At 61.0% G+C, this 22,961-nt stretch carries 23 protein-coding genes and 1 pseudogene; 15 read left to right on the top strand and 9 right to left on the bottom strand.

Translation table 11 applies throughout. The features are described from left to right. The first annotated feature begins 60 nt into the window (after nt 1–60). A complete protein-coding gene (locus AO356_RS12605) occupies nt 61–1,626 on the top strand; it encodes a phospholipase D family protein (RefSeq protein WP_060740068.1) in 1,566 nt (521 codons plus the stop codon). 37 nt (nt 1,627–1,663) lie between these two features. Here AO356_RS12605 and AO356_RS12600 read toward each other — a convergent pair whose 3' ends face one another. Together AO356_RS12600 and AO356_RS12595 are read right to left on the bottom strand one after the other, a co-directional pair. Next, nucleotides 1,664–2,806: an MFS transporter gene (locus tag AO356_RS12600; RefSeq protein ID WP_060740067.1), complete on the bottom strand. Its 1,143-nt coding sequence runs from the start codon at nt 2,804–2,806 to the stop codon at nt 1,664–1,666. A 324-nt stretch (nt 2,807–3,130) separates the two neighbouring features. After that, on the bottom strand, nt 3,131–4,624 hold the full coding sequence (locus AO356_RS12595) for an aldehyde dehydrogenase (RefSeq protein WP_060740066.1): 1,494 nt from the start codon (nt 4,622–4,624) through the stop codon (nt 3,131–3,133). A gap of 234 nt (nt 4,625–4,858) precedes the next feature. Between AO356_RS12595 and AO356_RS12590 the strand changes: the two genes are divergently transcribed. The 3 genes from AO356_RS12590 to AO356_RS12580 all read left to right on the top strand — a co-directional run bounded on the left by AO356_RS12590 (nt 4,859) and on the right by AO356_RS12580 (nt 5,961). Next, nucleotides 4,859–5,221 (top strand): cupin domain-containing protein, encoded by a 363-nt coding sequence (locus tag AO356_RS12590; RefSeq protein WP_060740065.1) that lies wholly within the window; start codon nt 4,859–4,861, stop codon nt 5,219–5,221. Between the two features lie 85 nt (nt 5,222–5,306). After that, the gene (locus AO356_RS12585; RefSeq protein WP_060740064.1) at nt 5,307–5,510 is read left to right on the top strand and encodes a hypothetical protein; all 204 of its coding nucleotides are present in this window, start codon (nt 5,307–5,309) and stop codon (nt 5,508–5,510) included. A 232-nt stretch (nt 5,511–5,742) separates the two neighbouring features. Beyond that, entirely contained in the window at nt 5,743–5,961 is a 219-nt protein-coding gene (locus AO356_RS12580; protein ID WP_060740063.1) for a peptidase inhibitor, read from the top strand. An 88-nt stretch (nt 5,962–6,049) separates the two neighbouring features. Here the strand turns inward: AO356_RS12580 and rpmG are convergent, their stop codons facing one another. Next, complete coding sequence (gene rpmG / locus AO356_RS12575) at nt 6,050–6,205, bottom strand: 50S ribosomal protein L33 (RefSeq protein WP_003177274.1); 156 nt, start codon at nt 6,203–6,205, stop codon at nt 6,050–6,052. 11 nt (nt 6,206–6,216) lie between these two features. Further along, the gene (gene rpmB / locus AO356_RS12570) at nt 6,217–6,450 is read right to left on the bottom strand and encodes a 50S ribosomal protein L28 (protein WP_003177273.1); all 234 of its coding nucleotides are present in this window, start codon (nt 6,448–6,450) and stop codon (nt 6,217–6,219) included. A gap of 437 nt (nt 6,451–6,887) precedes the next feature. On the opposite strand from rpmB, the gene AO356_RS12565 reads away from it, so the two are divergent. Further along, nucleotides 6,888–8,474 (top strand): ABC transporter substrate-binding protein, encoded by a 1,587-nt coding sequence (locus AO356_RS12565; protein WP_060740062.1) that lies wholly within the window; start codon nt 6,888–6,890, stop codon nt 8,472–8,474. Between the two features lie 141 nt (nt 8,475–8,615). Here the strand turns inward: AO356_RS12565 and radC are convergent, their stop codons facing one another. Continuing rightward, entirely contained in the window at nt 8,616–9,290 is a 675-nt protein-coding gene (radC, locus tag AO356_RS12560; RefSeq protein WP_060740061.1) for a RadC family protein, read from the bottom strand. A gap of 144 nt (nt 9,291–9,434) precedes the next feature. Here radC and coaBC point away from each other — a divergent pair, with 144 nt between their 5' ends. The 4 genes and pseudogenes from coaBC to argB all read left to right on the top strand — a co-directional run bounded on the left by coaBC (nt 9,435) and on the right by argB (nt 13,693). Next, complete coding sequence (gene coaBC, locus AO356_RS12555) at nt 9,435–10,643, top strand: bifunctional phosphopantothenoylcysteine decarboxylase/phosphopantothenate--cysteine ligase CoaBC (protein ID WP_003206865.1); 1,209 nt, start codon at nt 9,435–9,437, stop codon at nt 10,641–10,643. Between the two features lie 5 nt (nt 10,644–10,648). Next, nucleotides 10,649–11,104, top strand: coding sequence for a dUTP diphosphatase (dut, locus tag AO356_RS12550; protein ID WP_053126549.1), 456 nt, complete (start codon nt 10,649–10,651; stop codon nt 11,102–11,104). A gap of 252 nt (nt 11,105–11,356) precedes the next feature. Further along, nucleotides 11,357–12,760 (top strand): annotated as a pseudogene (locus AO356_RS12545) (phosphomannomutase/phosphoglucomutase); the annotation flags it as partial. A gap of 27 nt (nt 12,761–12,787) precedes the next feature. Then, on the top strand, nt 12,788–13,693 hold the full coding sequence (argB, locus tag AO356_RS12540) for an acetylglutamate kinase (protein WP_025216133.1): 906 nt from the start codon (nt 12,788–12,790) through the stop codon (nt 13,691–13,693). Nucleotides 13,694–13,865: 172 nt separating this feature from the next. Here argB and pyrE read toward each other — a convergent pair whose 3' ends face one another. Next, the gene (gene pyrE / locus AO356_RS12535) at nt 13,866–14,510 is read right to left on the bottom strand and encodes an orotate phosphoribosyltransferase (protein WP_060740059.1); all 645 of its coding nucleotides are present in this window, start codon (nt 14,508–14,510) and stop codon (nt 13,866–13,868) included. An 82-nt stretch (nt 14,511–14,592) separates the two neighbouring features. Between pyrE and AO356_RS12530 the strand changes: the two genes are divergently transcribed. Then, on the top strand, nt 14,593–15,372 hold the full coding sequence (locus AO356_RS12530; RefSeq protein WP_013694557.1) for an exodeoxyribonuclease III: 780 nt from the start codon (nt 14,593–14,595) through the stop codon (nt 15,370–15,372). Between the two features lie 95 nt (nt 15,373–15,467). On the opposite strand, the gene gltS is transcribed toward AO356_RS12530, so the two are convergent. From gltS to rph, 3 genes are all read right to left on the bottom strand, one after another. After that, nucleotides 15,468–16,676: a sodium/glutamate symporter gene (gene gltS / locus AO356_RS12525; protein WP_060740058.1), complete on the bottom strand. Its 1,209-nt coding sequence runs from the start codon at nt 16,674–16,676 to the stop codon at nt 15,468–15,470. A 363-nt stretch (nt 16,677–17,039) separates the two neighbouring features. Continuing rightward, nucleotides 17,040–17,408 (bottom strand): DUF4870 domain-containing protein, encoded by a 369-nt coding sequence (locus AO356_RS12520; protein WP_060740057.1) that lies wholly within the window; start codon nt 17,406–17,408, stop codon nt 17,040–17,042. 34 nt (nt 17,409–17,442) lie between these two features. Then, the gene (gene rph / locus AO356_RS12515; RefSeq protein WP_060740056.1) at nt 17,443–18,165 is read right to left on the bottom strand and encodes a ribonuclease PH; all 723 of its coding nucleotides are present in this window, start codon (nt 18,163–18,165) and stop codon (nt 17,443–17,445) included. A 275-nt stretch (nt 18,166–18,440) separates the two neighbouring features. On the opposite strand from rph, the gene AO356_RS12510 reads away from it, so the two are divergent. The 5 genes from AO356_RS12510 (at nt 18,441) to AO356_RS12490 (ending at nt 22,948) form a co-directional block, all read left to right on the top strand. Further along, the gene (locus AO356_RS12510) at nt 18,441–19,304 is read left to right on the top strand and encodes a YicC/YloC family endoribonuclease (protein ID WP_060740055.1); all 864 of its coding nucleotides are present in this window, start codon (nt 18,441–18,443) and stop codon (nt 19,302–19,304) included. Between the two features lie 10 nt (nt 19,305–19,314). Then, the gene (gene gmk, locus AO356_RS12505) at nt 19,315–19,935 is read left to right on the top strand and encodes a guanylate kinase (RefSeq protein ID WP_053126561.1); all 621 of its coding nucleotides are present in this window, start codon (nt 19,315–19,317) and stop codon (nt 19,933–19,935) included. A gap of 167 nt (nt 19,936–20,102) precedes the next feature. Beyond that, nucleotides 20,103–20,366: a DNA-directed RNA polymerase subunit omega gene (gene rpoZ, locus AO356_RS12500; protein ID WP_003177259.1), complete on the top strand. Its 264-nt coding sequence runs from the start codon at nt 20,103–20,105 to the stop codon at nt 20,364–20,366. 60 nt (nt 20,367–20,426) lie between these two features. Next, nucleotides 20,427–22,532: a bifunctional GTP diphosphokinase/guanosine-3',5'-bis pyrophosphate 3'-pyrophosphohydrolase gene (gene spoT, locus AO356_RS12495; RefSeq protein WP_053126562.1), complete on the top strand. Its 2,106-nt coding sequence runs from the start codon at nt 20,427–20,429 to the stop codon at nt 22,530–22,532. A 35-nt stretch (nt 22,533–22,567) separates the two neighbouring features. Then, nucleotides 22,568–22,948, top strand: a complete 381-nt coding sequence (locus AO356_RS12490) for a RidA family protein (RefSeq protein ID WP_014340863.1) — start codon at nt 22,568–22,570, stop codon at nt 22,946–22,948. Nucleotides 22,949–22,961 lie beyond the last annotated feature (13 nt).

Raw genomic sequence — 22,961 nt, 5'->3', positions numbered from 1 at the left:
CTTTACCCAGGGAAGCAGCACCCAATAGCCGATCAACGTGAACAAGCGGAACGATCCTACGTGAGATCCAGACCGATCCTGCCTGCGCTACTGTTAGTCGGCTCACTGCTGAGCGGCTGCGCCGGTCTTGATGTCACCCGCGAGCCGTCCCAGGCCCTGCCGGCCACCGAATCCTCGTTCGGCCGCTCGGTCCAGGCCCAGGCCGCCGCCCATGAAGGGCGCTCGGGCTTTCGGCTGCTGTCGGACAGCACCGAGGCCTTCACTGCCCGGGCCGAGCTGATTCGCCATGCCCAAGGCAGCCTGGATTTGCAGTACTACATCGTCCATGACGGCATCAGCACGCGGATGCTGGTGGATGAACTGCTCAAGGCTGCCGACCGGGGCGTACGCGTGCGGATCCTGCTGGACGACACCACCAGCGATGGCCAGGATCAGATCATCGCCACCCTCGCCGCCCATCCGCAGATCCAGATCCGCCTGTTCAATCCGCTGCACCTGGGACGCGCCACCGGCGTGACTCGCGGCCTCGGACGCCTGTTCGACCTGTCGTTGCAACACCGCCGGATGCACAACAAGCTGTGGCTGGCGGACAACAGCATGGCCATCGTCGGCGGTCGCAACCTGGGCGATGAGTACTTCGACGCCGAACCCAACCTGAACTTCACCGACATCGACCTGCTCAGTGTCGGTCCGGTGGCCGAACAATTGGGCCACAGCTTCGACCAGTACTGGAACAGCGCCCTGAGCAAACCCATCGAACAGTTCCTGTCCCATCGCCCCACGCCCAAGGACCTGGCCAACAGCCGCCTGCGCCTGCAAGAGTCCCTGGAGCAGACCCACAAGGAAAACCACGCGCTCTACCAGCAGTTGACCGCCTACAAGACCCAACCGCGCCTGGACACCTGGCGCGACCAGTTGATCTGGGCCTGGAACCAGGCGCTGTGGGACGCGCCCAGCAAAGTGCTGGCCAAGGACGAACCGGACCCTCAGTTGTTGCTGACCACCCAACTGGCCCCCGAGCTGACGGGCGTCAGCAAAGAATTGATCATGATTTCCGCCTACTTCGTCCCCGGCCAGCCAGGCTTGGTGTACCTGACCAGTCGCGCCGATGCCGGCGTGTCGGTGAGCCTGCTGACCAACTCCCTGGAAGCCACCGACGTGCCCGCCGTGCACGGCGGCTATGCACCGTACCGCAAGGCCCTGCTGCAACATGGCGTGCGCCTGTTCGAACTGCGACGACAACCGGGCGACACCGGTGGCAGCCCGCATCTGTTCTACAGCAAATCCTACGGCGAATCGGACTCCAGCCTGCACAGCAAGGCGATCATCTTCGACCAGCAGAAATCCTTCATCGGCTCGTTCAATTTCGACCCGCGCTCAGTGCTGTGGAACACCGAAGTCGGCGTGCTGGTGGACAGCCCGGAACTCGCCGGCCAAGTCCGCGAGCTGGCCTTGCAAGGCATGGCGCCGGCCCTGAGTTACCAGGCCAGGCTGAAAGATGGAAAGCTTGTATGGACCACCGAAGACAACGGCAAGATCCACGACCTGGACCGCGAACCGGGCAGTTGGTGGCGCCGGTTCAATGCCTGGTTCGCCACGACTGTCGGGTTGGAGCGGATGCTTTAGAGGCAGCCCGCTTTTGTGACAAGGGATTTGGGTGTGCTCAGGCCGCTTGGGTTGCCCCGAACGCCCCTTGGCGCAACAGCAGGATCACCAACCCGAACGCCCCGGCCGCCATGAACAACGGCAGCGCATGTCCGCTGACCCATTGGCTGCCCGCTCCCGCCACCAGCGGGCCGACCAGGCAGCCGATCCCCCACAACTGCGCGATATGGGCATTGGCCCGCACCAGCGCATCGTCGCGGTAACGCTCGCCGATCAGGATCAGCGACAAGGTGAACAACCCGCCTGCGCTGGCACCAAACAGCACCCATAGCGGCCAAATCAGCAACGTATCGATCAGCAGGGGTACCGCCAGGCTCGATAACGTCAGCGCCACCGCGCATCCGGTGAACAACGACCGGCGAGACACGCGATCGGCCAGGGCGCCGATGGGCAATTGCAGCAAGGCATCACCGACCACCACGGTGCTGACCATCGCCAGCGCAATGTCGGCCGTGAAACCCTGGCGCAGGCAATACACCGGCAACAACGTGAGGATCATCGCCTCGAACGCAGCGAACAACGAGACCGCCCAGGCAATCGCCGGCAAGCCACGGCAAAACCTCCACAAATCGCCGAACGTAACGTTGCCGGCCTCGCTGCTCGGCGCACCGCTACGGCCCAGCAACAGCAAGGGTGCGACCAACAGCAGGCCGACGCCCACCCAGAACCCGTAGTCATGATCGGTCCCCAGCGCGCCTAGCAGCAGCGGGCCGGACAACTGGCTCAGGGCGTAGCTGCTGCCGTACAGCGCCACCAACCGTCCACGCCATTTTTCAATGACCAGTTGGTTGATCCAGCTCTCACCCAGAATGAACACCAAGGTCAGGACCACGCCAATCATCAGGCGCAGCAGCAACCAGACCGGATAGCTGGGCAGCAGCGCCAGCAACCCGATGGACACCGCACCGCCCCACAGGCACAGGCGCATCAACGCCGCCGTGCCGAACCGCGCCGCCAGCCGGCTCGACACCTTGGCCCCGAGCAACACCCCCACCGCCGGCATGGCCGCCATCACACCGATGGCAAACGAACCATAACCCCAGCCCTCCAGGCGCAGCGACACCAACGGCATGCTCACGCCCAGGGCCAGGCCGACGCTCAGGACAGACGCCAGCACGGCGAAATAGGTTGCCCAACGCATTTCCACGCTCCTGTGGACAGTTATCAATCTCAACCATCACCCAAAACACTGTGGGAGCGAGCTTGCTCGCGATGGCGGCGCAACATTCAACAAGGTCGTCGACTGTCGTACCGCTATCGCGAGCAAGCTCGCTCCCACAGGGGATGTGTGTTGACCGCCAATCTTCCGCTCATCCCCGACCAATGTGGGAGCGAGCTTGCTCGCGATGGCGGCGTAACATTCAACAAAGTCGTCGACTGTCGTACCGCTATCGCGAGCAAGCTCGCTCCCACAGAGGGAATCAGCGCTGCATGAGACCCCGGACAAGATCCGGGGCCGTCACTGTCAAAGCTTGATCCAGGTCGACTTCAGTTCGGTGTATTTGTCGAATGCATGCAGCGACTTGTCGCGACCGTTGCCCGACTGCTTGAAACCACCGAACGGTGCGGTCATGTCGCCGCCGTCGTACTGGTTGACCCATACGCTGCCGGCACGCAGGGCCTTGGCGGTCAGGTGAGCCTTGGAGATATCCTTGGTCCATACCGCTGCGGCCAGGCCATATGGCGTGTCGTTGGCGATCTCGATGGCCTGCTCGGCGGTGTCGAAGGCGATGACCGACAACACCGGGCCGAAAATCTCTTCCTGGGCAATTTTCATGGCGTTGCTCACGCCGTCGAAAATCGTCGGCTCGACGTAAGTGCCGCCGGTTTCCTCAAGGATGCGCTTACCACCGGCCACCAGTTTGGCGCCGTCGCTATGGCCCGCCTCGATGTAGGACAGCACGGTGTTCATCTGCTGGGTATCGACCAGGGCACCGACGTTGGTGGCCGGGTCCAGGGGATTGCCCGGCTTCCAACCCTTGAGGGCTTCGATCACCAGCGGCAGGAACGTGTCCTTGATGGAGCGCTCCACCAACAGTCGCGAGCCGGCGGTGCAGACTTCGCCCTGGTTGAAGGCGATGGCGCTGGCAGCGGATTCGGCGGCGGCTTGCAGGTCCGGGGCATCGGCGAACACGATGTTCGGGCTCTTGCCGCCGGCTTCCAGCCAGATGCGCTTCATGTTGGATTCGCCGGAATAGATCATCAGTTGCTTGGCGATCTTGGTGGAGCCGGTGAACACCAGCGTATCGACGTCCATATGCAGGGCCAGGGCCTTGCCAACGGTGTGGCCGTAGCCTGGCAACACGTTCAGCACGCCTTTCGGAATGCCGGCCTCGATCGCCAGCGCAGCGATACGGATGGCGGTCAGCGGGGATTTTTCCGACGGCTTGAGCACCACCGAGTTACCGGTGGACAGCGCCGGGCCGAGCTTCCAGCAGGCCATCATCAACGGGAAGTTCCAGGGCACGATAGCCCCCACGACACCCACCGGCTCACGGGTCACCAGGCCCAGTTGATCGTGCGGGGTGGCCGCCACTTCGTCGTAGAGCTTGTCGATGGCTTCACCGCTCCAGCTCAACGCCTGGGCCGCGCCGGGCACGTCGATGTTCAGCGAATCGCTGATCGGCTTGCCCATGTCCAGGGTTTCCAGCAGGGCCAGCTCTTCAGCATGCTGCTTGAGCAAGCCGGCGAAACGGATCATGGTGGTTTTGCGCTTGCTTGGCGCCAGGCGCGACCAGACGCCGGAGTTGAAGGTGGCGCGGGCATTTTCGACAGCACGCTGGGCGTCGGCCACGTCGCAGCTGGCGATCTTGCCCAACAGGCGGCCATCGACCGGGCTGAGGCAATCGAACGTTTCGCCGGACACCGCATCGGTGTACTCACCGTTGATGAAGGCGCGGCCTTCGATCTTCAGGTCGCGGGCGCGTTGTTCCCAATCGGTACGAGTCAGGGTGGTCATGCGTGTGTCCTCCTCTTATTGAGTACGAACGCCGCGCAATGCGCAGCGCTCAAAAGAATTCTGCCCGGCCAGCCTGTTTTCGGCGCTGTTTTCGGCATAGGGCACCCGCCACCCTAAACCAGCGGCCGGTCATGTTTCAATATATTTGACACAACAGTGGCAAACGACCTTGCGATGTTCGTTTTAATAAACATAGACTCGAGGCCTTCCAAGCGATCACTGGGGATCACCCGCATGAGCATTCAGGACATCGTCGACTTCAGCCAGGCCAATACCACCGCCGAACGTTATCGCCCGGACCCGGCCAAGGTGTTCAAGGGCGATCCCGAGCAAACCGTGTTCAACCACTACAGCAGCCCTTGTGGGCAAATGAACGCTGGCGTATGGGAAGGCGCCGTCGGCCAGTGGACGGTCAATTACACCGAACATGAATACTGCGAGATCGTCCAGGGCGTCTCGGTGCTGCGGGACAACGATGGCAACGCCAAGACCCTGCGGGCCGGCGACCGCTTCGTGATCCCGGCCGGATTCAAGGGCACCTGGGAAGTGCTCGAGCCATGCCGCAAGATCTACGTGGTGTTTGAAGCAAAGCTATAAATATGTACCGCACAGCGTGTGGCGCCGAGGAAGAAGATCGAGTTGTCCATCCGGACATCACTTCTTACTCAAAGGATTAATGACCATGACCAATGACGAGGTCCAACACAAGCTCCGCTACCTGATTGGCAGCTCTTATGTATCCTCCCTGAAGGCTTACATCAGCGAGCTGACCGGGCGTGCACACGTCGTAGGCCCTAATGAAGGGGCTTCCAGGGAATGGGATCCCAATCGAATTCGCGTCGTCGCCAATGCTTGTGGGACCATTGAATCGTTCCGCTTCGGCTGAAAACAAGACACATCGAACAAGTAACAAAAAAGGGCCCGTATCTCACGATACGGGCCCTTTTTTAGCCACCGAAAAAGAAGCTGACACTCTATCGCTGGCCAATGTCTCCCACCACAGATAAGACTGCTCACGGGCGTCACGCACTTTATTGTCGCAACGACAACGCACAGGACGTGCGGTCAACCCGACAAGTGAGCGCCCCGACCCCATAACTATTTGCAAGGAGGCAAACATGCCCGTCTTACCCGATCAATGCGACCTGACCATCGCCCAATACACCATCGGCCAAAAATGCACCCCCGAGCTGCTTGAAGAGGTTCGCGCCTTGGCCAATGGGGCTCCCGTACGCGCTACGGGGCCGAAGTATCCTTCGAGCTGGGACCTGCGTCCGCGACGCATCAACCTGCACACCGATGCCAACAGGATCATTGTCAGCATCCACTGCGGTTGATCCCTCTCGTTGCTGACCACGAAACCTGAGCAACAAAAAAGGCCCGTATCTCGCGATACGGGCCTTTTTCGTAAGAGGGAAAAATCAATTACTTGATTTTGCCTTCCTTGTAGATCACGTGCTTGCGAACAACCGGATCATATTTCTTGATCTCGATTTTGTCCGGGGTAGTACGCTTGTTCTTGTCGGTAGTGTAGAAGTGACCAGTACCGGCGCTCGAGATCAAACGAATCAATTCACGCATGATTAGCTCCCTTAAACCTTGCCATCGCGACGAAGTTCGGCCAGCACGACACTGATGCCACGCTTGTCGATGATACGCATGCCCTTGGCAGATACGCGCAGACGCACAAAACGTTTCTCTTCTTCAACCCAGAAGCGGTGATGCTGCAGGTTCGGCAGGAAACGACGACGGGTTTTGTTGTTTGCGTGGGAAATGTTATTCCCAGTCACCGGACCCTTACCGGTAACTTGACAGACTCTCGACATGCCTCAGCCCTCTAAAACCACATGCCCAACCCGGCATGGGTTGGCCGCTTAATCTCTCAGTCATTTGGCGCCAGGCGCCGCGTTTCTTTAAGGGTCTTACCGGCTACACCTACAGTGAAGGAACCGGGCCCCTAGAAAAGAGCGCTGCTTTATACCAGAAAGACCACAGCGCAACAACAGCCGATGTGATTTGTCTTTCTGAAGAAACATCGGTTAACCGCCTCGGACGGCTGGGGCAGAGGCTGGCACGGCCCCTGACCGCTCGTCGCTGCACGCAGGTTTTTTTCACGTGCGGTAGGTTCTGGCCACCCATCCCGTCGCCGCAGAGTGCCGGAAAATGCAAAAAGGGGATAGTCATTTGGCAGCGAGCCCACTAGGGTAGGCCTTTTCCAGACTGCACTCGCAGATGGGCCTTCGACTTGCACAGGAAACCGACCATGCGCCTCGCTGCCCTACCGTTGTTGCTCGCCCCTCTGCTGATCACCCCGCAGGCTTGGGCCGCCGCCCTGAGCGTCTGCACCGAAGCCAGCCCGGAAGGGTTCGATGTCGTCCAGTACAACTCCCTGACCACCACCAACGCCTCCGCCGACGTGCTGATGAACCGCCTGGTGGATTTCGATACCGCCAGCGGCAAAGTGGTCCCCAGCCTGGCCGAGCGCTGGGAAATCTCTACCGATGGCCTGACCTACGTGTTCAAGCTGCGGCCACAGGTCAAGTTCCATCACACCGAGTACTTCACGCCGCGCCGCGACCTGACCGCCGAGGACGTGAAGTTCAGCTTCGAGCGCATGCTCGACCCGGCGAACCCGTGGCACAAGGTTGCGCAAAGCGGCTTCCCCCACGCCCAGTCCATGCAATTGCCGGCGCTGATCAAGAAAATCGACGCCCTGGACCCGCTGACCGTGCGTTTCACCCTCGATCACGCCGATTCGACCTTCCTGGCAACGTTGAGCATGGGCTTTGCCTCCATCTATTCGGCCGAATACGCCGATCAACTGATGCAGGCCGGCACGCCGGAAAAACTCAACAATCAGCCGATCGGCACCGGCCCGTTCATCTTCAGCCGGTTCCAGAAGGATGCCTCGATCCGCTACAAGGCCAACGACGCCTATTTCGGCGGCAAGCCCAAAGTGGACCCGCTGGTCTTCGCTATCACGCCGGATGCCAATGTGCGCCTGCAGAAACTGCGCCGCAACGAATGCCAGATCGCCTTGTCGCCCAAGCCGCTGGACGTCCAGGCCGCCCGGCAGGAATCGACCCTGAGCGTGGCCCAGACCGACGCCTTCATGACCGCGTTCGTGGCGATCAACAGCCAACATCCGCCACTGGACAAGCCTGAGGTGCGACAAGCCATCAACCTGGCCTTCGACAAGGCCAGCTACCTCAAGACCGTCTTCGAAGGCACCGCCGAAGCCGCCAACGGCCCCTACCCGCCCAACACCTGGAGCTACGCCAAAAGCCTGCCCGGCTACGCCCACGACCCAGCGAAGGCCCGCGACCTGCTGGCCAAGGCCGGCTTGAAGGAAGGCTTCCAGACCACCATCTGGACCCGCCCTTCCGGCAGCCTGCTGAACCCCAACCCCAGCGTTGGCGCCCAGCTGCTGCAATCCGACCTGGCGCAGATCGGCATCCAGGCGGAAATCCGCGTGATCGAATGGGGCGAACTGATCCGCCGCGCCAAGGCCGGCGAACATGACCTGCTGTTCATGGGCTGGGCCGGCGACAACGGCGACCCGGACAACTTCCTCACTCCGCAGTTTTCCTGCGCGGCACTCAAGTCCGGCACCAACTTCGCCCGCTACTGCAACCCGGACCTGGACAAACTGATCAGCGCCGGCAAGACCACCGGCGAACAAGGCGTGCGCGCCAAGCTCTACGAGCAGGCCCAGGCCCAGATCCAGCAGCAGGCCCTGTGGCTGCCCCTGGCGCACCCCACCGCCTTCGCACTGACCCGCAAGGATGTGCAGGGTTATGCGGTGAGCCCGTTTGGACGGCAGGATTACTCCAAGGTCAGCCTCAAGTAACCACAGTCCCCTCCTGTGGGAGCCTGTGGGAGCAAAGCTTGCTCGCGATAGCGGTTTTACAGCCAACAGAAGTGTTGTCTGTGTCGACGTCATCGCGAGCAAGCTTTGCTCTCACAAGGGATTATTCAAGCATGACCCTGGCTACATCCACCCATACTCCGCCATCGACAGCGGCTCCCCATCGCCAACAATGAAGTGGTCGAGCACCCGCACGTCGATCAGTTCCAGGGCCTCCTGGAGCCGCTCGGTGAGCACCCGGTCGGCCTGGCTGGGCTCGGTGTTGCCGGAGGGGTGGTTGTGGCACAGGATCAACGCGGCGGCGTTGTGGGCCAGGGCGCGCTTGACCACCTGCCGGGGATGGACACTGGCGCTGTCGATAGAACCGCGAAACAGCGCCTCGAAGGTCAGCACCTGGTGCTTGGCGTTGAGAAACAGGCAACCGAACACCTCGTGGGGTTCGTGACGCAGCATGGACTTGAGGTATTCACGAACCGCGAACGGGCTTTCCAGCATGGTCTTTTCCCGCGCCCGTTCAGCCAAATGCCGCCGACTCATTTCCTGAGCCGCCTGCAGTTGGGCAAACTTCGCCGGCCCGAGCCCCATGTGGTTACTGAATGTGATCTGATCCGCTTCAAGCAGCGCGCGCAGGCTGCCAAATTGAATCAACAGTTGTCGCGCCAGATCCACCGCGCTTTTGCCGGACACGCCGGTTCGTAAAAAAATCGCCAGCAGCTCGGCGTCCGAAAGACTCCCCGCCCCCAGCGCCAATAACCTCTCCCGCGGCCGCTCGGCCACAGGCCAATCGCGAATACTCATGGCATCTCCCTGATTGTGGGCGCCGCTGTTCCGTAGCGGTCGCTGTGATATCGTAGCCCATCTTTTTTGCAGGTGATTTGCACCCTGGCAGCTGCTGCCAAGGGGTTCGCCTTGCACTGACCACTGAAATCGAAAGGCAGGCCTATGCAGCGGCTGTATCGGAAACGCATCGTTCTGGGCGTCGGCGGCGGCATTGCCGCCTACAAGAGCGCCGAGCTGGTTCGCCGACTCATCGACCAGGGCGCGGAAGTACGGGTCGTCATGACCCGTGGCGGCAGCGAGTTCATTACCCCACTGACCATGCAAGCCCTGTCGGGGCACCCGGTCCACCTGGACTTGCTCGACCCGGCGGCCGAAGCCGCCATGGGCCATATCGAACTGGCCAAGTGGGCCGACCTGGTGCTGATCGCCCCGGCCACGGCCGACCTGATCGCCCGCCTGGCCCAAGGCATCGCCGACGACCTGTTGACCACCCTGGTGCTCGCCACCGACGCCGTGGTCGCCGTCGCACCCGCCATGAACCAGGCCATGTGGCGCGACCCGGCCACCCAGGCCAACCTGCAACTGCTGGAAAGCCGCGCCCTGAAAGTCTTTGGCCCGGCCTCCGGCAGCCAGGCCTGCGGCGATGTCGGCATGGGGCGCATGCTCGAAGCCACGGACCTGGCCCAGTGCGCCGCCGACTGCTTCCAGCGCCAGGCCCTGACCGGCAAGCACGTGCTGATCACCGCCGGGCCGACCCAGGAAAACATCGACCCGGTGCGCTACATCACCAACCACAGCTCCGGGAAAATGGGCTTCGCCCTGGCCGAAGCCGCCGTGGAAGCCGGCGCCCGGGTGACGCTGATCACCGGCCCCGTGCACCTGCCAACCCCGGACCGGGTCACGCGCATCGACGTGGTCAGTGCCCGGGACATGCTCGCGGCCTGTGAAGCGGCCATCCCCTGCGACCTGTTCATCGCCTCGGCTGCGGTAGCGGACTACCGCCCCGAAGTCGTTGCCCCGCAAAAATTGAAGAAAGACCCTACAAGCGGCGACGGCCTGCTACTACAAATGGTGCGCAACCCGGACATCCTGGCCAGCATCGCCACCCGCCCCGACCGTCCGTTCAGTGTCGGCTTCGCCGCCGAGACCGAACACCTGCTCGATTACGCTGCCCGCAAGCTCAAGGACAAGAACCTCGACTTGATCGTCGCCAACGACGTCGCCAATCCGAGCATCGGCTTCAACAGCGAAGAAAACGCCTGCAGCGTGATCGACCGCCAGTTGCACGCCACGCTTTTCGCCCAGACCAGCAAGAGCAAGATTGCCCGCCAGCTGATCACTTTTATCGCCGAACGTCTGAACCAGGTTTAATTTTCATGCACGCCTTACAAGCCAAGATTCTCGATCCACGCATCGGTAGCGAATTCCCGCTGCCGCAATACGCCACACCGGGCTCCGCCGGCCTCGACCTGCGGGCGATGCTCAAGCAGGACACGATCCTGGAACCAGGCCAGACCCTGCTGATTCCTACCGGCCTGTCGGTGTACATCGGCGACCCGGGCCTGGCCGCGCTGATCCTGCCGCGCTCGGGCCTGGGCCACAAGCACGGCATCGTGCTGGGCAACCTGGTGGGCCTGATCGATTCCGACTACCAGGGCGAACTGATGGTGTCGTGCTGGAACCGCGGCCAAACGGCTTTCAACATTGCCGTGGGCGAGCGCATCGCGCAGTTGGTGCTGGTGCCGGTGGTCCAGGCCCACTTCGAACTGGTCGAGGAGTTCGACGAGAGCCAGCGCGGCGCCGGTGGTTTCGGGCACTCCGGCAGCCATTGACCGTGCAGTTCCGGGCCGGGCGTTCTGCCCGGCCCGTTTGTTAAGCTTCTGTTTCAGGACAAAAAATGCGCAATGGCTTTCTGCTAGGTTTCCCATCCGGAATCAATGTATTAGGCGAGCGAGGCCGGGGTAACGCTGTCTCATGGCAATTTCCCACCACGAACTCTCTGTCAAAAACGCCGTCATACCCTTCAGCTTGAGCCTGCCGACGCCCAGCGTCGGCCTGTCCAGTCACTTTCCTGATAGAGCGCCCCGCCCATGAACACCCCAGCCGCAATCGCCCCGATCTTCCCTGATAGCATCTTCCGCGCCTACGACATCCGTGGCGTGGTACCGGAAACCCTCACAGCCGAAACCGCCTACTGGATCGGTCGCGCCATTGGCTCCCAGAGTCTGGCCCAGGGTGAACCGAACGTGTGCGTCGGCCGCGACGGCCGCTTGTCGGGCCCCGAGCTGGTCGAACAATTGATCAAAGGCGTTGCCGACAGCGGCTGCCACGTCAGTGACGTGGGCCTGGTGCCCACGCCTGCGCTGTACTACGCCGCCAACGTGCTGGCCGGCAAGTCCGGGGTCATGCTCACCGGCAGCCACAACCCGTCGAACTACAACGGCTTCAAGATCGTCATCGCCGGCGACACCCTCGCCAACGAGCAGATCCAGGCCCTGCACACCCGCCTCAAGACCAACGACCTGAGCAGCGGCCAGGGCAGCGTGACCAAGGTCGACATCCTCGAGCGCTACAACGACGAGATCGTCAAGGACGTGAAGCTCGCCCGACGCCTGAAAGTGGTGGTCGACTGCGGCAACGGCGCGGCCGGCGTGATCGCTCCGCAACTGATCGAAGCCCTGAACTGCGAAGTCATCCCGCTGTTCTGCGACGTGGACGGCAACTTCCCTAACCACCACCCGGACCCGGGCAAACTGGAAAACCTGCAAGACCTGATCGCCAAGGTCAAGGAAACCAACGCCGACCTGGGCCTGGCCTTCGACGGCGACGGCGACCGCGTCGGCGTGGTGACCAATACCGGCAGCGTGGTGTTCCCCGACCGCCTGTTGATGCTGTTCGCTCGCGACGTGGTGGCGCGCAATCCGAACGCCGAAATCATCTTCGACGTTAAGTGCACCCGTCGCCTGGTCCCGCTGATCAAGGAATATGGCGGTCGCCCGCTGATGTGGAAAACCGGTCATTCGTTGATCAAGAAGAAAATGAAACAGAGCGGCGCCCTGCTGGCCGGTGAAATGAGCGGCCACATCTTCTTCAAGGAGCGCTGGTTCGGTTTCGACGACGGTATCTACAGCGCCGCGCGCCTGCTGGAGATCCTCAGCAAGGAAAAATCCACGGCCGAAGAGTTGTTCGCGACCTTCCCGAACGATATTTCTACGCCGGAAATCAATATCCATGTGACCGAAGAGAGCAAATTCAGCATCATTGATGCACTGCACGACGCCCAGTGGGGCGAAGGCGCCGAACTGACCACCATCGACGGTGTACGGGTCGACTACCCACAAGGCTGGGGCCTGGTCCGCGCGTCCAACACCACCCCGGTGCTGGTGCTGCGTTTCGAGGCCGACAACGAGGCCGAACTGCAGCGCATCAAGGACGTGTTCCACACCCAACTCAAACGTGTTGCACCTGATCTCCAACTACCGTTTTGATTTTTTGAAGCACTACCGGAGCCCTGAATGACCCTCGAACGCGAAGCCGCCGCCAACACCGCCAAGGTCCTGTCCGAAGCGTTGCCTTATATCCGACGCTACGTCGGCAAGACCCTGGTGATCAAATACGGCGGCAACGCGATGGAAAGCGAGGAGCTGAAAACCGGCTTCGCCCGCGACATCGTGCTGATGAAGGCCGTGGGCATCAACCCGGTGGTGGTCCACGGCGGCGGCCCGCAAATCGGCGACCTGCTCAAGCGCCTGTCCATCGAGAGCCACTTCATCGACGGCATGCGCGTGACTGACGCACAGACCATGGATGTGGTGGAAATGGTCCTCGGCGGCCAGGTCAACAAGGACATCGTCAACCTGATCAACCGCCATGGCGGCAGCGCCATTGGCCTGACGGGCAAGGACGCCGAGCTGATCCGGGCGAAGAAACTCACCGTCACCCGCCAGACGCCGGAGATGACCCAGCCGGAAATCATCGACATCGGTCATGTGGGCGAAGTGGTCGGCATCAACACCGACCTGCTGAACCTGCTGGTCAAGGGCGACTTTATCCCGGTGATCGCGCCAATCGGCGTGGGCGCCAACGGTGAGTCGTACAACATCAACGCCGACCTGGTGGCGGGCAAGGTTGCCGAGGCACTGAAAGCTGAAAAGCTGATGCTGCTGACCAACATCGCCGGCCTGATGGACAAGACCGGCAAGGTCCTGACCGGGTTGTCGACCCAGCAGGTAGATGACCTGATCGCCGATGGCACCATCTACGGCGGCATGCTGCCGAAGATCCGTTGCGCGCTGGAAGCGGTACAGGGCGGCGTCGGCAGCTCGCTGATCATCGACGGTCGGGTGCCGAATGCGATTCTGCTGGAGATCTTCACCGATACGGGTGTGGGTACGTTGATCAGCAATCGCAAGCGTCCTTAAGCGATACCGGTAAAAAAAGACCCCGCTCAACCTGGTTGAGCGGGGTCTTTTTTTGTCTGGCTACTGTGGGAGCGAGCTTGCTCGCGATAGCAGTGGGTCAGTCAATAGTAATGCTGAGGGTAAGCCGCCATCGCGAGCAAGCTCGCTCCCACAGGGGTTTAGCGCAGGCCTTTTAGACACCGAACTGCGCGCGATAAGCCTCAACCGCCGGCAAATGCTGCTTGAGCTGCGGGTCGTCGGCCAAAAACTCCAGCACCTGGTTCAGTGACACGATGCTGATCACCGGAATGCCGAAATCGCGCTCCACTTCCTGGATCGCCGACAACTCACCGTTGCCGCGCTCCTGACGGTTCAGGGCGATCAGCACGCCGGCCGCCTTGGCACCTTCCTGGGAAGCGATGATCTGCATCACTTCGCGAATGGCGGTCCCGGCGGTGATCACGTCGTCGATGATCAACACATCGCCGGTCAGCGGCGCGCCGACCAGGCTGCCGCCTTCGCCGTGGGCCTTGGCTTCCTTGCGGTTGAAACACCAGGGCAGGTCGCGGCCGTGGTGTTCGGCCAGGGCGACGGCGGTGGTGGCGGCCAGCGGGATGCCTTTGTAGGCCGGGCCGAACAATACGTCGAACGGGATGCCGCTCTCGACGATGGCCGCCGCATAGAAACGGCCCAACTGCGCCAGGGCGGTTCCGCTGTTGAACAGGCCCGCATTGAAGAAGTACGGGCTGGTGCGCCCGGACTTGAGGGTGAATTCACCGAAGCGCAAAACCCCGCGATCGATGGCAAAGCGAATGAAATCGCGCTGATACGCCTGCATGAAAAAAGCCTCAAATACCGCGGATTTAGCTAAATAGGTACACGGCGTGTATCATACACGCACGTGATTTTTGGGGCCATTTATGCGGATCATCAGTGTGAACGTCAATGGTATTCAGGCTGCAGTGGAGCGTGGTTTGCTCAGTTGGCTGCAAGCACAGAATGCCGACGTCATCTGCCTGCAGGACACCCGCGCCTCCGCCTTTGAACTGGACGATGCAGCCTTCCAACTGGATGGTTACTTCCTTTATGCCTGCGATGCCGAAGTCCCCGCCCAGGGTGGCGTGGCTTTGTACTCGCGGCTGCAACCGAAGGCTGTCATCAACGGTCTCGGTTTCGAGACGGCGGACCGCTACGGGCGCTACCTGCAAGCCGATTTCGACAAGGTCAGCATCGCGACCTTACTGCTCCCTTCGGGGCAGAACGGCGATGAAGATTTGAATCAGAAATTCAAGTTGATGGACGACTTCGCCCGTTACCTGGATAAACAGCGGCGCAAACGTCGCGAGTACATCTATTGTGGCTCGCTGTACGTGGCGCAACAGAAGCTGGATATCAAGAACTGGCGCGACAGCCAGCAATCTCCTGGTTTCCTGGCGCCGGAACGGGCCTGGATGGACGAGATCATTGGCAACATGGGTTATGTCGATGCCCTGCGTGAAGTCAGCCGCGAAGGCGACCAGTACAGCTGGTGGCCGGACAACGAGCAGGCCGAAATGCTCAACCTCGGTTGGCGCTTCGACTACCAGTTGCTGACGCCTGGGCTGCGCCGCTTCGTACGCAGCGCCCGCCTGCCGCGCCAGCCACGGTTCTCGCAGCATGCGCCGCTGATCGTGGATTACGACTGGACGCTGACCATCTAAGCGTATCGGCGACAGCCTTCAGGCCGACCGCCCCAAAAAATGCCCGTATCGCAAGATACGGGCATTTTTCATGGAGCGCGCTACCGCCTCGAGCATCAAGCCACGGCAAAAAACGGCAGGGCCAGATACAACTTGATGACGATGACGTTAATGAGGTCGATGAAGAACGCCCCTACCATCGGCACCACCAGAAACGCTATCTGCGAAGGTCCGTAGCGCTGCGTCACGGCCTGCATGTTGGCGATGGCCGTTGGCGTGGCGCCCAGTCCAAAACCGCAATGCCCTGCCGCCAATACCGCGGCATCGTAGTGACTGCCCATGAGCCTGAACGTCACGAAAATCGCAAACAGGGCCATGACCAATGTCTGGGCCGCCAGAATGATGAAGATCGGCAAGGCCAATGACGCCAGGTCCCACAACTTGAGTGACATCAAGGCGATCGCCAGGAACAGTGACAAGCTGACGTTGCCGAGCACGGACACTTCTCGCTCGAATACCTGATACAGGCCAAGTGCCGAAAGCCCGTTGCGCAGGATCACGCCCACGAAAAGAACACAAACGAACGTCGGCAACTCGAATGCGGTGTCGTGGAGCTGTCCATTCAGGAGCGTACCGGCCAACAGGCTGACCGCGATCAAGGCGAGCGTCTCGATAAACGAAAATGGCGTAATCGAGCGCTCCTTGTTTGGCTGTTCGAAGCCCTTGGGCACGCGGGGCTTTTCTGGCTCAAGGCCGCCGGGCGATTGGACACGCTTGATGAGCAGGCGCGCAACCGGCCCACCGATCAAGCCACCCAACACCAAGCCAAACGTCGCAGAAGCCATCGCAAGCTCGGAGGCGGAAGCCAGACCGAACTTCTCGCTGAACACCGTTCCCCACGCCGCACCGGTGCCGTGACCGCCCGCCAAGGTAATCGAGCCGGTCAGCAATCCCATCAACGGATCGAGCCCCAGTGCTTTTGCGAGTCCGATGCCCATGGCATTCTGGACCACCAACAGGCCGGTGACCGCCAACAGGAAAATCCCCACCACGCGGCCACCTTTCTTCAGGCTGGCGAAATCCGCACTCAGGCCAATCGTGGCAAAAAACGCCAGCATCAAGGGTGTTTGCAATGAAGTATCAAAACGCACTTCAACTTCAAGCCCCCGTAAAGCCAGGAGCAGCAAGGCAACTACCAACCCACCCGCCACGGGTTCGGGAATATTGTAGACGCGTAGAAAACCGACACGTTTAACAAGACCGCGCCCCAGCAAAAGCACTAGAGAGGCGGCGACAAGGGTTCCGTAGAAGTCGAGCTGAAACATAAGTGTTTATTCTTTGAATATATCTATTCAGGGCGAACTTTTTACCTGGGCACGCCGCTTGAACAGGTTGATTGCCTCAACACTGATTGACTTTGAATTCAAGGACCTTCAATGGTCTGAATATATCGAAATATTTCTAAAGGAATATAACTTGGGGCAACTCTATCAATCGATGCGTGTTATTGCCAAGAACATAGATCGCCTTGAAACTTCGTGAGTTGTGACTAAAAATTTAAGAGTACTACATGGATGCGCACGATAACGCGCCAGGCAATTGGATGCCCGACAGGGATAGAAACATTTTTATTTAAAAAAGAATGCCCCGATAAATCGGGGCATTCTTATGAATCACAGAACTGATCGTTATTTGACCAACCGCCAGGTGAACGGATACCGATACGGCTGCCCTTCATTGGCCTTCACGCCACCTATGATGGTCAGCACCAGCGCACCGATGGCCACCAGGCCGAACAGGAAGAAGCCAATCACCACGATCATCAGCAGCAGGCAGATCGCCGAAGCAATCGCCACGGTGATCTGGAAGTTCAGCGCTTCCTTGCCCTGGGCATCGATGAACGGGTCGGATTCACGCTTGAGCTGCCAGAGCACCAACGGCCCGATCAACGTGCCAAACGGAATCCAGATCCCCAACAAGGCGGACAGGTGACAAAACATTGCCCATTGACGCGCCTCTTTGCTCGGCTGGGGCAGCAGGATTTGTTCATCACTCATGACGCTCTCCTTGTTGTCTTGAAGCAGGGATCGATCAGTCGGCCAACGCGGCCTTTTGCAATTCGAAGATCTCGTTCATGCCTTTCTTCGCCAACTCCAGCATAGCGTTCAAATCTTCCGGCTGGAACGGCGCGCCTTCGGCGGTACCCTGGACTTCGATGAAACCGCCGGCACTGGTCATGACCACGTTCAGGTCGGTCTCGGCGGCGGAGTCTTCCAGGTAATCCAGGTCCAGCACCGGCTCGCCTTGGTACATGCCCACGGACACAGCGGCGATCATTTGCTTGAGCGGGTCGCCGCCCTTGAGGCCGCCGCGCTTCTTGATCACTTTCAAGGCATCGACCAGCGCAACCATGGCGCCGGTGATGGAGGCCGTACGGGTGCCGCCATCGGCCTGGATCACGTCGCAATCGACATACAGCGTCACGTCGCCCAGCTTGGACATGTCCAGCGCCGCGCGCAGCGAACGGCCGATCAGCCGTTGGATTTCCAGGGTACGACCGCCCTGCTTGCCACGGCTGGCCTCACGCTGGTTCCGCTCACCGGTGGCGCGCGGCAGCATGCCGTACTCGGCGGTCAGCCAGCCCTGGCCCTGGCCCTTGAGGAACCGTGGCACGCCGTTTTCGACGCTGACGGTGCAGATGACCTTGGTATCACCGAATTCGACCAGTACAGATCCCTCGGCGTGTTTGGTGTAGTTGCGGGTAATGCGGATCGAGCGAAGCTGATCGGCAGCGCGACCACTTGGACGTTTCATAGGGAACACCTGTACAGAGGACGGAAAACTGCCTGGCATTATAGAGCCGTGAACCGTCAGAGGGCAGTTAAAACGTCGTGCAGCGCTAAAAAGCTGGCGCGGGTGAGCGCCCTCAAAGCCCCGGCCGACGGGCTGCGGCGCTTTGTTACCGGAGCTGTTTGGGCGCTTGCGTCCCACTGCGCTACAATCCTGCGCCTTTGCTGCCCTCGGGCTTTTATCTACAGATCCCAGGCCCACGACCACCGTCGTGCCGGCCTGCATTGCGAGGAACCTCCATGGTGCACAGCATGACCGCCTTCGCCCGCGTCGAAAAAGCCGGGGCCCAAGGCACGCTGAGCTGGGAACTGCGCTCGGTCAACAGCCGTTACCTGGAGCCGCACCTGCGCTTGCCCGAGTCCTTCCGCGACCTGGAAGGCGGCGTGCGCGAAGCCCTGCGCCAGGGCCTGTCCCGGGGCAAACTGGAATGCACCCTGCGCTTCACCGAAGAAAATACCGGCAAGACCCTGCAAGTGGACCGCGAGCGCGCCGCGCAACTGGTCGCTGCCGCCGAAACCGTCGCCAGCCTGATCAAGAACCCCGCCGCCCTGAACCCGCTGGAAGTCCTGGCCTGGCCCGGCGTGCTGGTGGGTGACGCGAGCGACCCGCAAGCGCTGAACGCCGAGGCGCTGGCGCTGTTCAACCAAGGCTTGCAAGAACTCAAGGCCGGTCGCGAGCGTGAAGGCGCGGAGCTGGCCCGGCTGATCAACGAGCGCCTGACCTCCATTGAAGAAGACGTCAGTACCCTGCGCGAGCTGGTCCCGCAGATGCTCGCCACCCAGCGTCAGAAAGTCCTCGACCGCTTCGCCGATATGAAGGCCGAGCTGGACCCGCAACGGCTGGAACAGGAAATGGTCATGCTCGCGCAAAAGAGCGACGTGGCCGAAGAACTGGATCGCCTGAGCACCCACATCATCGAAGTTCGCCGGGTGCTCAAGTCCGGCGGCGCGGCCGGTCGCCGCCTCGACTTCCTGATGCAGGAGCTCAACCGCGAAGCCAATACACTGGGCTCCAAGGCCTTCGACCCGCGCAGCACCCAGGCGGCGGTCAACCTCAAGGTGTTGATCGAGCAAATGCGCGAACAAGTGCAGAACATTGAGTAAGGCTAACAACATGACCCACAGCACCGGCACTCTCTACATCATTTCCGCGCCCTCGGGCGCCGGCAAGACCAGCCTGGTCAAGGCCCTGATCGACGCCGAGCCGCAGATCCGCGTCTCGGTCTCGCACACCACCCGTGCCATGCGCCCGGGCGAAGTGAACGGCGTGAACTATCACTTCGTCGACCGCGAAGAATTCGTGAAGATGGCCGAACACGGCGACTTCCTGGAGCGCGCCGAAGTCTTCGGCAACCTCTACGGCACCTCGCAAAGCTATCTGCAGCAGACCCTCGACGAAGGCCATGACCTGATCCTGGAAATCGACTGGCAAGGCGCCGAGCAGGTGCGCAAGCTGATGCCCCAGGCCCGTTCGATCTTCATCCTGCCGCCGAGCCAGCAGGCGTTGCGCCAGCGCCTGACCAATCGCGGCCAGGACAGCGACGAGATCATCGAAGGCCGGATGCGTGAAGCGGTCAGCGAAATGAGCCACTACGTCGACTACGATTACCTGATCATCAACGACGATTTCGCCCATGCGCTGGACGATCTGAAGGCGATTTTCCGCGCCAGCCAGCTGCAGCAGAAACGCCAGCAGCAACGTTTCGGTAAATTATTGGCCGAACTGTTGGGTTGAACAGCCCTTCCCAAAACCGCTGCGACGGCTTTACATTGGTACTCGCAGCGCGCCGAGGGGTTTGGTTAAAAAATCAGCGCTTCCCTAAACGCTGGTGTTTTTTTAAACTGTCGAGTCCGCTCGCCCAACCGGGCAGCGCGCATATTGCATTCGCTCCGAGGAATACCATGGCCCGCGTAACCGTTGAAGACTGCCTAGAACACGTGGAAAACCGCTTTGAGCTGGTCATGCTCTCTACCAAGCGTGCCCGTCAACTGGCCACCGGCGGCAAAGAGCCATTGGTCCAGTGGGAAAACGACAAGCCTACCGTGGTAGCGCTGCGTGAAATCGCCGAGGGCCTGATGAGCTACGAGTTCATCGCCAACGCTGAAATCGTCGAAGACGAACCGCTGTTCGCAGCGTTCGAGGACGAGTCCAACGAGGCGGTCTAAGCCTATGCCTGGTCGACGTAGCACGGCGCGGGGTCACAGCAAACGGCAGGAGTCATCATCATGCCGAGCATAGACGCCCTCGCCGATCGCTTATCGGCCTACCTCGGCACGGACCAGGTCAACCTGGTCCGCCGAGCCTATTTCTACGCCGAACAAGCCCACGACGGCCAACGCCGCCGCAGCGGCGAGGCGTACGTCACGCACCCGCTTGCCGTGGCGAATATTCTTGCCGACATGCACATGGACCATCAGAGCCTGATGGCGGCGATGCTGCATGACGTGATCGAAGACACCGGCATTGCCAAGGAAGCGCTGCAAGCGCAGTTCGGCGAAACCGTGGCCGAACTGGTCGACGGGGTCAGCAAACTGACCCAGATGAACTTCGAGACCAAGGCCGAGGCCCAGGCCGAGAACTTCCAGAAAATGGCCATGGCCATGGCGCGCGACATCCGCGTGATCCTGGTCAAGCTCGCCGACCGCCTGCACAACATGCGCACCCTGGAAGTGCTGTCCGGCGAAAAACGCCGGCGCATCGCCAAGGAAACCCTGGAAATCTACGCCCCCATCGCCAATCGCCTGGGCATGCACGCGATCCGCATCGAGTTCGAAGACCTCGGCTTCAAGGCCATGCACCCGATGCGTTCGGCGCGGATCAACCAGGCCGTCAAGCGCGCCCGGGGCAACCGCAAGGAAATCGTCAACAAGATCGAAGAGTCCCTGAGCCACTGCCTGGCCATCGACGGCATCGAAGGCGAAGTCAGCGGGCGCCAGAAACACCTCTACGGCATCTACAAGAAAATGCGCGGCAAGCGGCGGGCCTTCAACGAGATCATGGACGTCTATGCGTTCCGGATCATCGTCGACAAGGTCGACACCTGCTATCGCGTGCTGGGTGCTGTACATAATTTGTACAAACCGTTGCCGGGGCGCTTCAAGGATTACATCGCGATCCCCAAGGCCAACGGCTACCAGTCGCTGCACACCACGTTGTTCGGCATGCACGGCGTCCCGATCGAAATCCAGATCCGCACCCGTGAAATGGAAGAGATGGCCAACAACGGCATTGCCGCCCATTGGCTCTACAAATCCAGCGGTGACGAACAACCCAAGAGCACCCACGCCCGTGCCCGGCAGTGGGTCAAGGGCGTGCTGGAAATGCAGCAGCGCGCTGGCAACTCCCTGGAATTCATCGAGAGCGTGAAGATCGACCTGTTCCCGGACGAGGTCTATGTCTTCACGCCCAAAGGCCGGATCATGGAGCTGCCCAAAGGCTCCACGGCCGTGGACTTTGCCTATGCGGTGCACACCGACGTCGGCAACAGTTGCATCGCCTGTCGCATCAATCGGCGCCTGGCACCGTTGTCCGAGCCGCTGCAAAGCGGCTCCACGGTGGAAATCGTCAGTGCCCCCGGCGCACGGCCCAACCCGGCATGGCTCAACTTCGTGGTCACCGGCAAGGCCCGTACGCACATCCGGCATGCGCTGAAACTGCAACGCCGCTCCGAATCCATCAGCCTCGGCGAACGCCTGCTGAACAAGGTCCTGAACGGTTTCGACAGCTCCCTGGACAAGATCCCCGGCGAGCGCGTGCAGGTGATGCTCCACGAATACCGCCTCGAATTGATCGAAGACCTGCTCGAAGACATCGGCCTGGGCAATCGCATGGCCTATGTCGTCGCCCGTCGCCTGCTCGGCGAAGGCGAACAACTGCCAAGCCCCGAAGGCCCGCTGGCGATTCGCGGCACCGAAGGCCTGGTGCTCAGCTATGCCAAGTGTTGCACGCCGATCCCGGGCGACCCGATTGTCGGCCACCTGTCCGCTGGCAAGGGGATGGTGGTGCACCTGGACAACTGCCGCAACATCAGCGAAATCCGTCACAACCCGGAAAAATGCATCCAGCTCTCCTGGGCCAAGGATGTCACCGGCGAATTCAACGTCGAGCTGCGGGTCGAGCTGGAACACCAGCGCGGCCTGATCGCGCTGCTGGCCAGCAGCGTCAACGCCGCCGACGGCAATATCGAAAAAATCAGCATGGACGAGCGCGATGGCCGCATCAGCGTCGTCCAATTGGTGGTCAGCGTGCACGACCGTGTGCACCTGGCCCGCGTGATCAAGAAACTGCGCGCCCTGACCGGCGTTATCCGCATCACCCGCATGCGCGCATAGCGCCTCAATAGCCTATTCCTTACAAGGAGTCATCAATGACCAAGACCGTTATCACCAGCGACAAGGCCCCAGCCGCCATCGGCACCTACTCCCAGGCGATCAAGGCCGGCAACACCGTGTACATGTCGGGCCAGATCCCGCTGGACCCGAAGACCATGGAGCTGGTGGAAGGCTTCGAAGCCCAGACCGTGCAGGTGTTCGAAAACCTCAAGGCCGTGGCCGAGGCCGCCGGTGGTTCCTTCAAGGACATCGTCAAGCTGAACATCTTCCTCACCGACCTGAGCCACTTCGCCAAGGTCAACGAGATCATGGGCAAGTACTTCGACCAGCCTTACCCTGCCCGCGCCGCCATTGGCGTGGCGGCCCTGCCAAAGGGCGCGCAGGTTGAAATGGATGCCATCCTGGTCATCGAGTAATAAGGTCGGCGCA

Origin of the sequence: Pseudomonas fluorescens (assembly GCF_001307275.1) — a bacterium.
Classification (GTDB): Bacteria; Pseudomonadota; Gammaproteobacteria; order Pseudomonadales; family Pseudomonadaceae; genus Aquipseudomonas; species Aquipseudomonas fluorescens_AA.
Note: the sequence above shows the minus strand (reverse complement) of the source record. Positions and strands in the feature narration are given on the sequence as shown.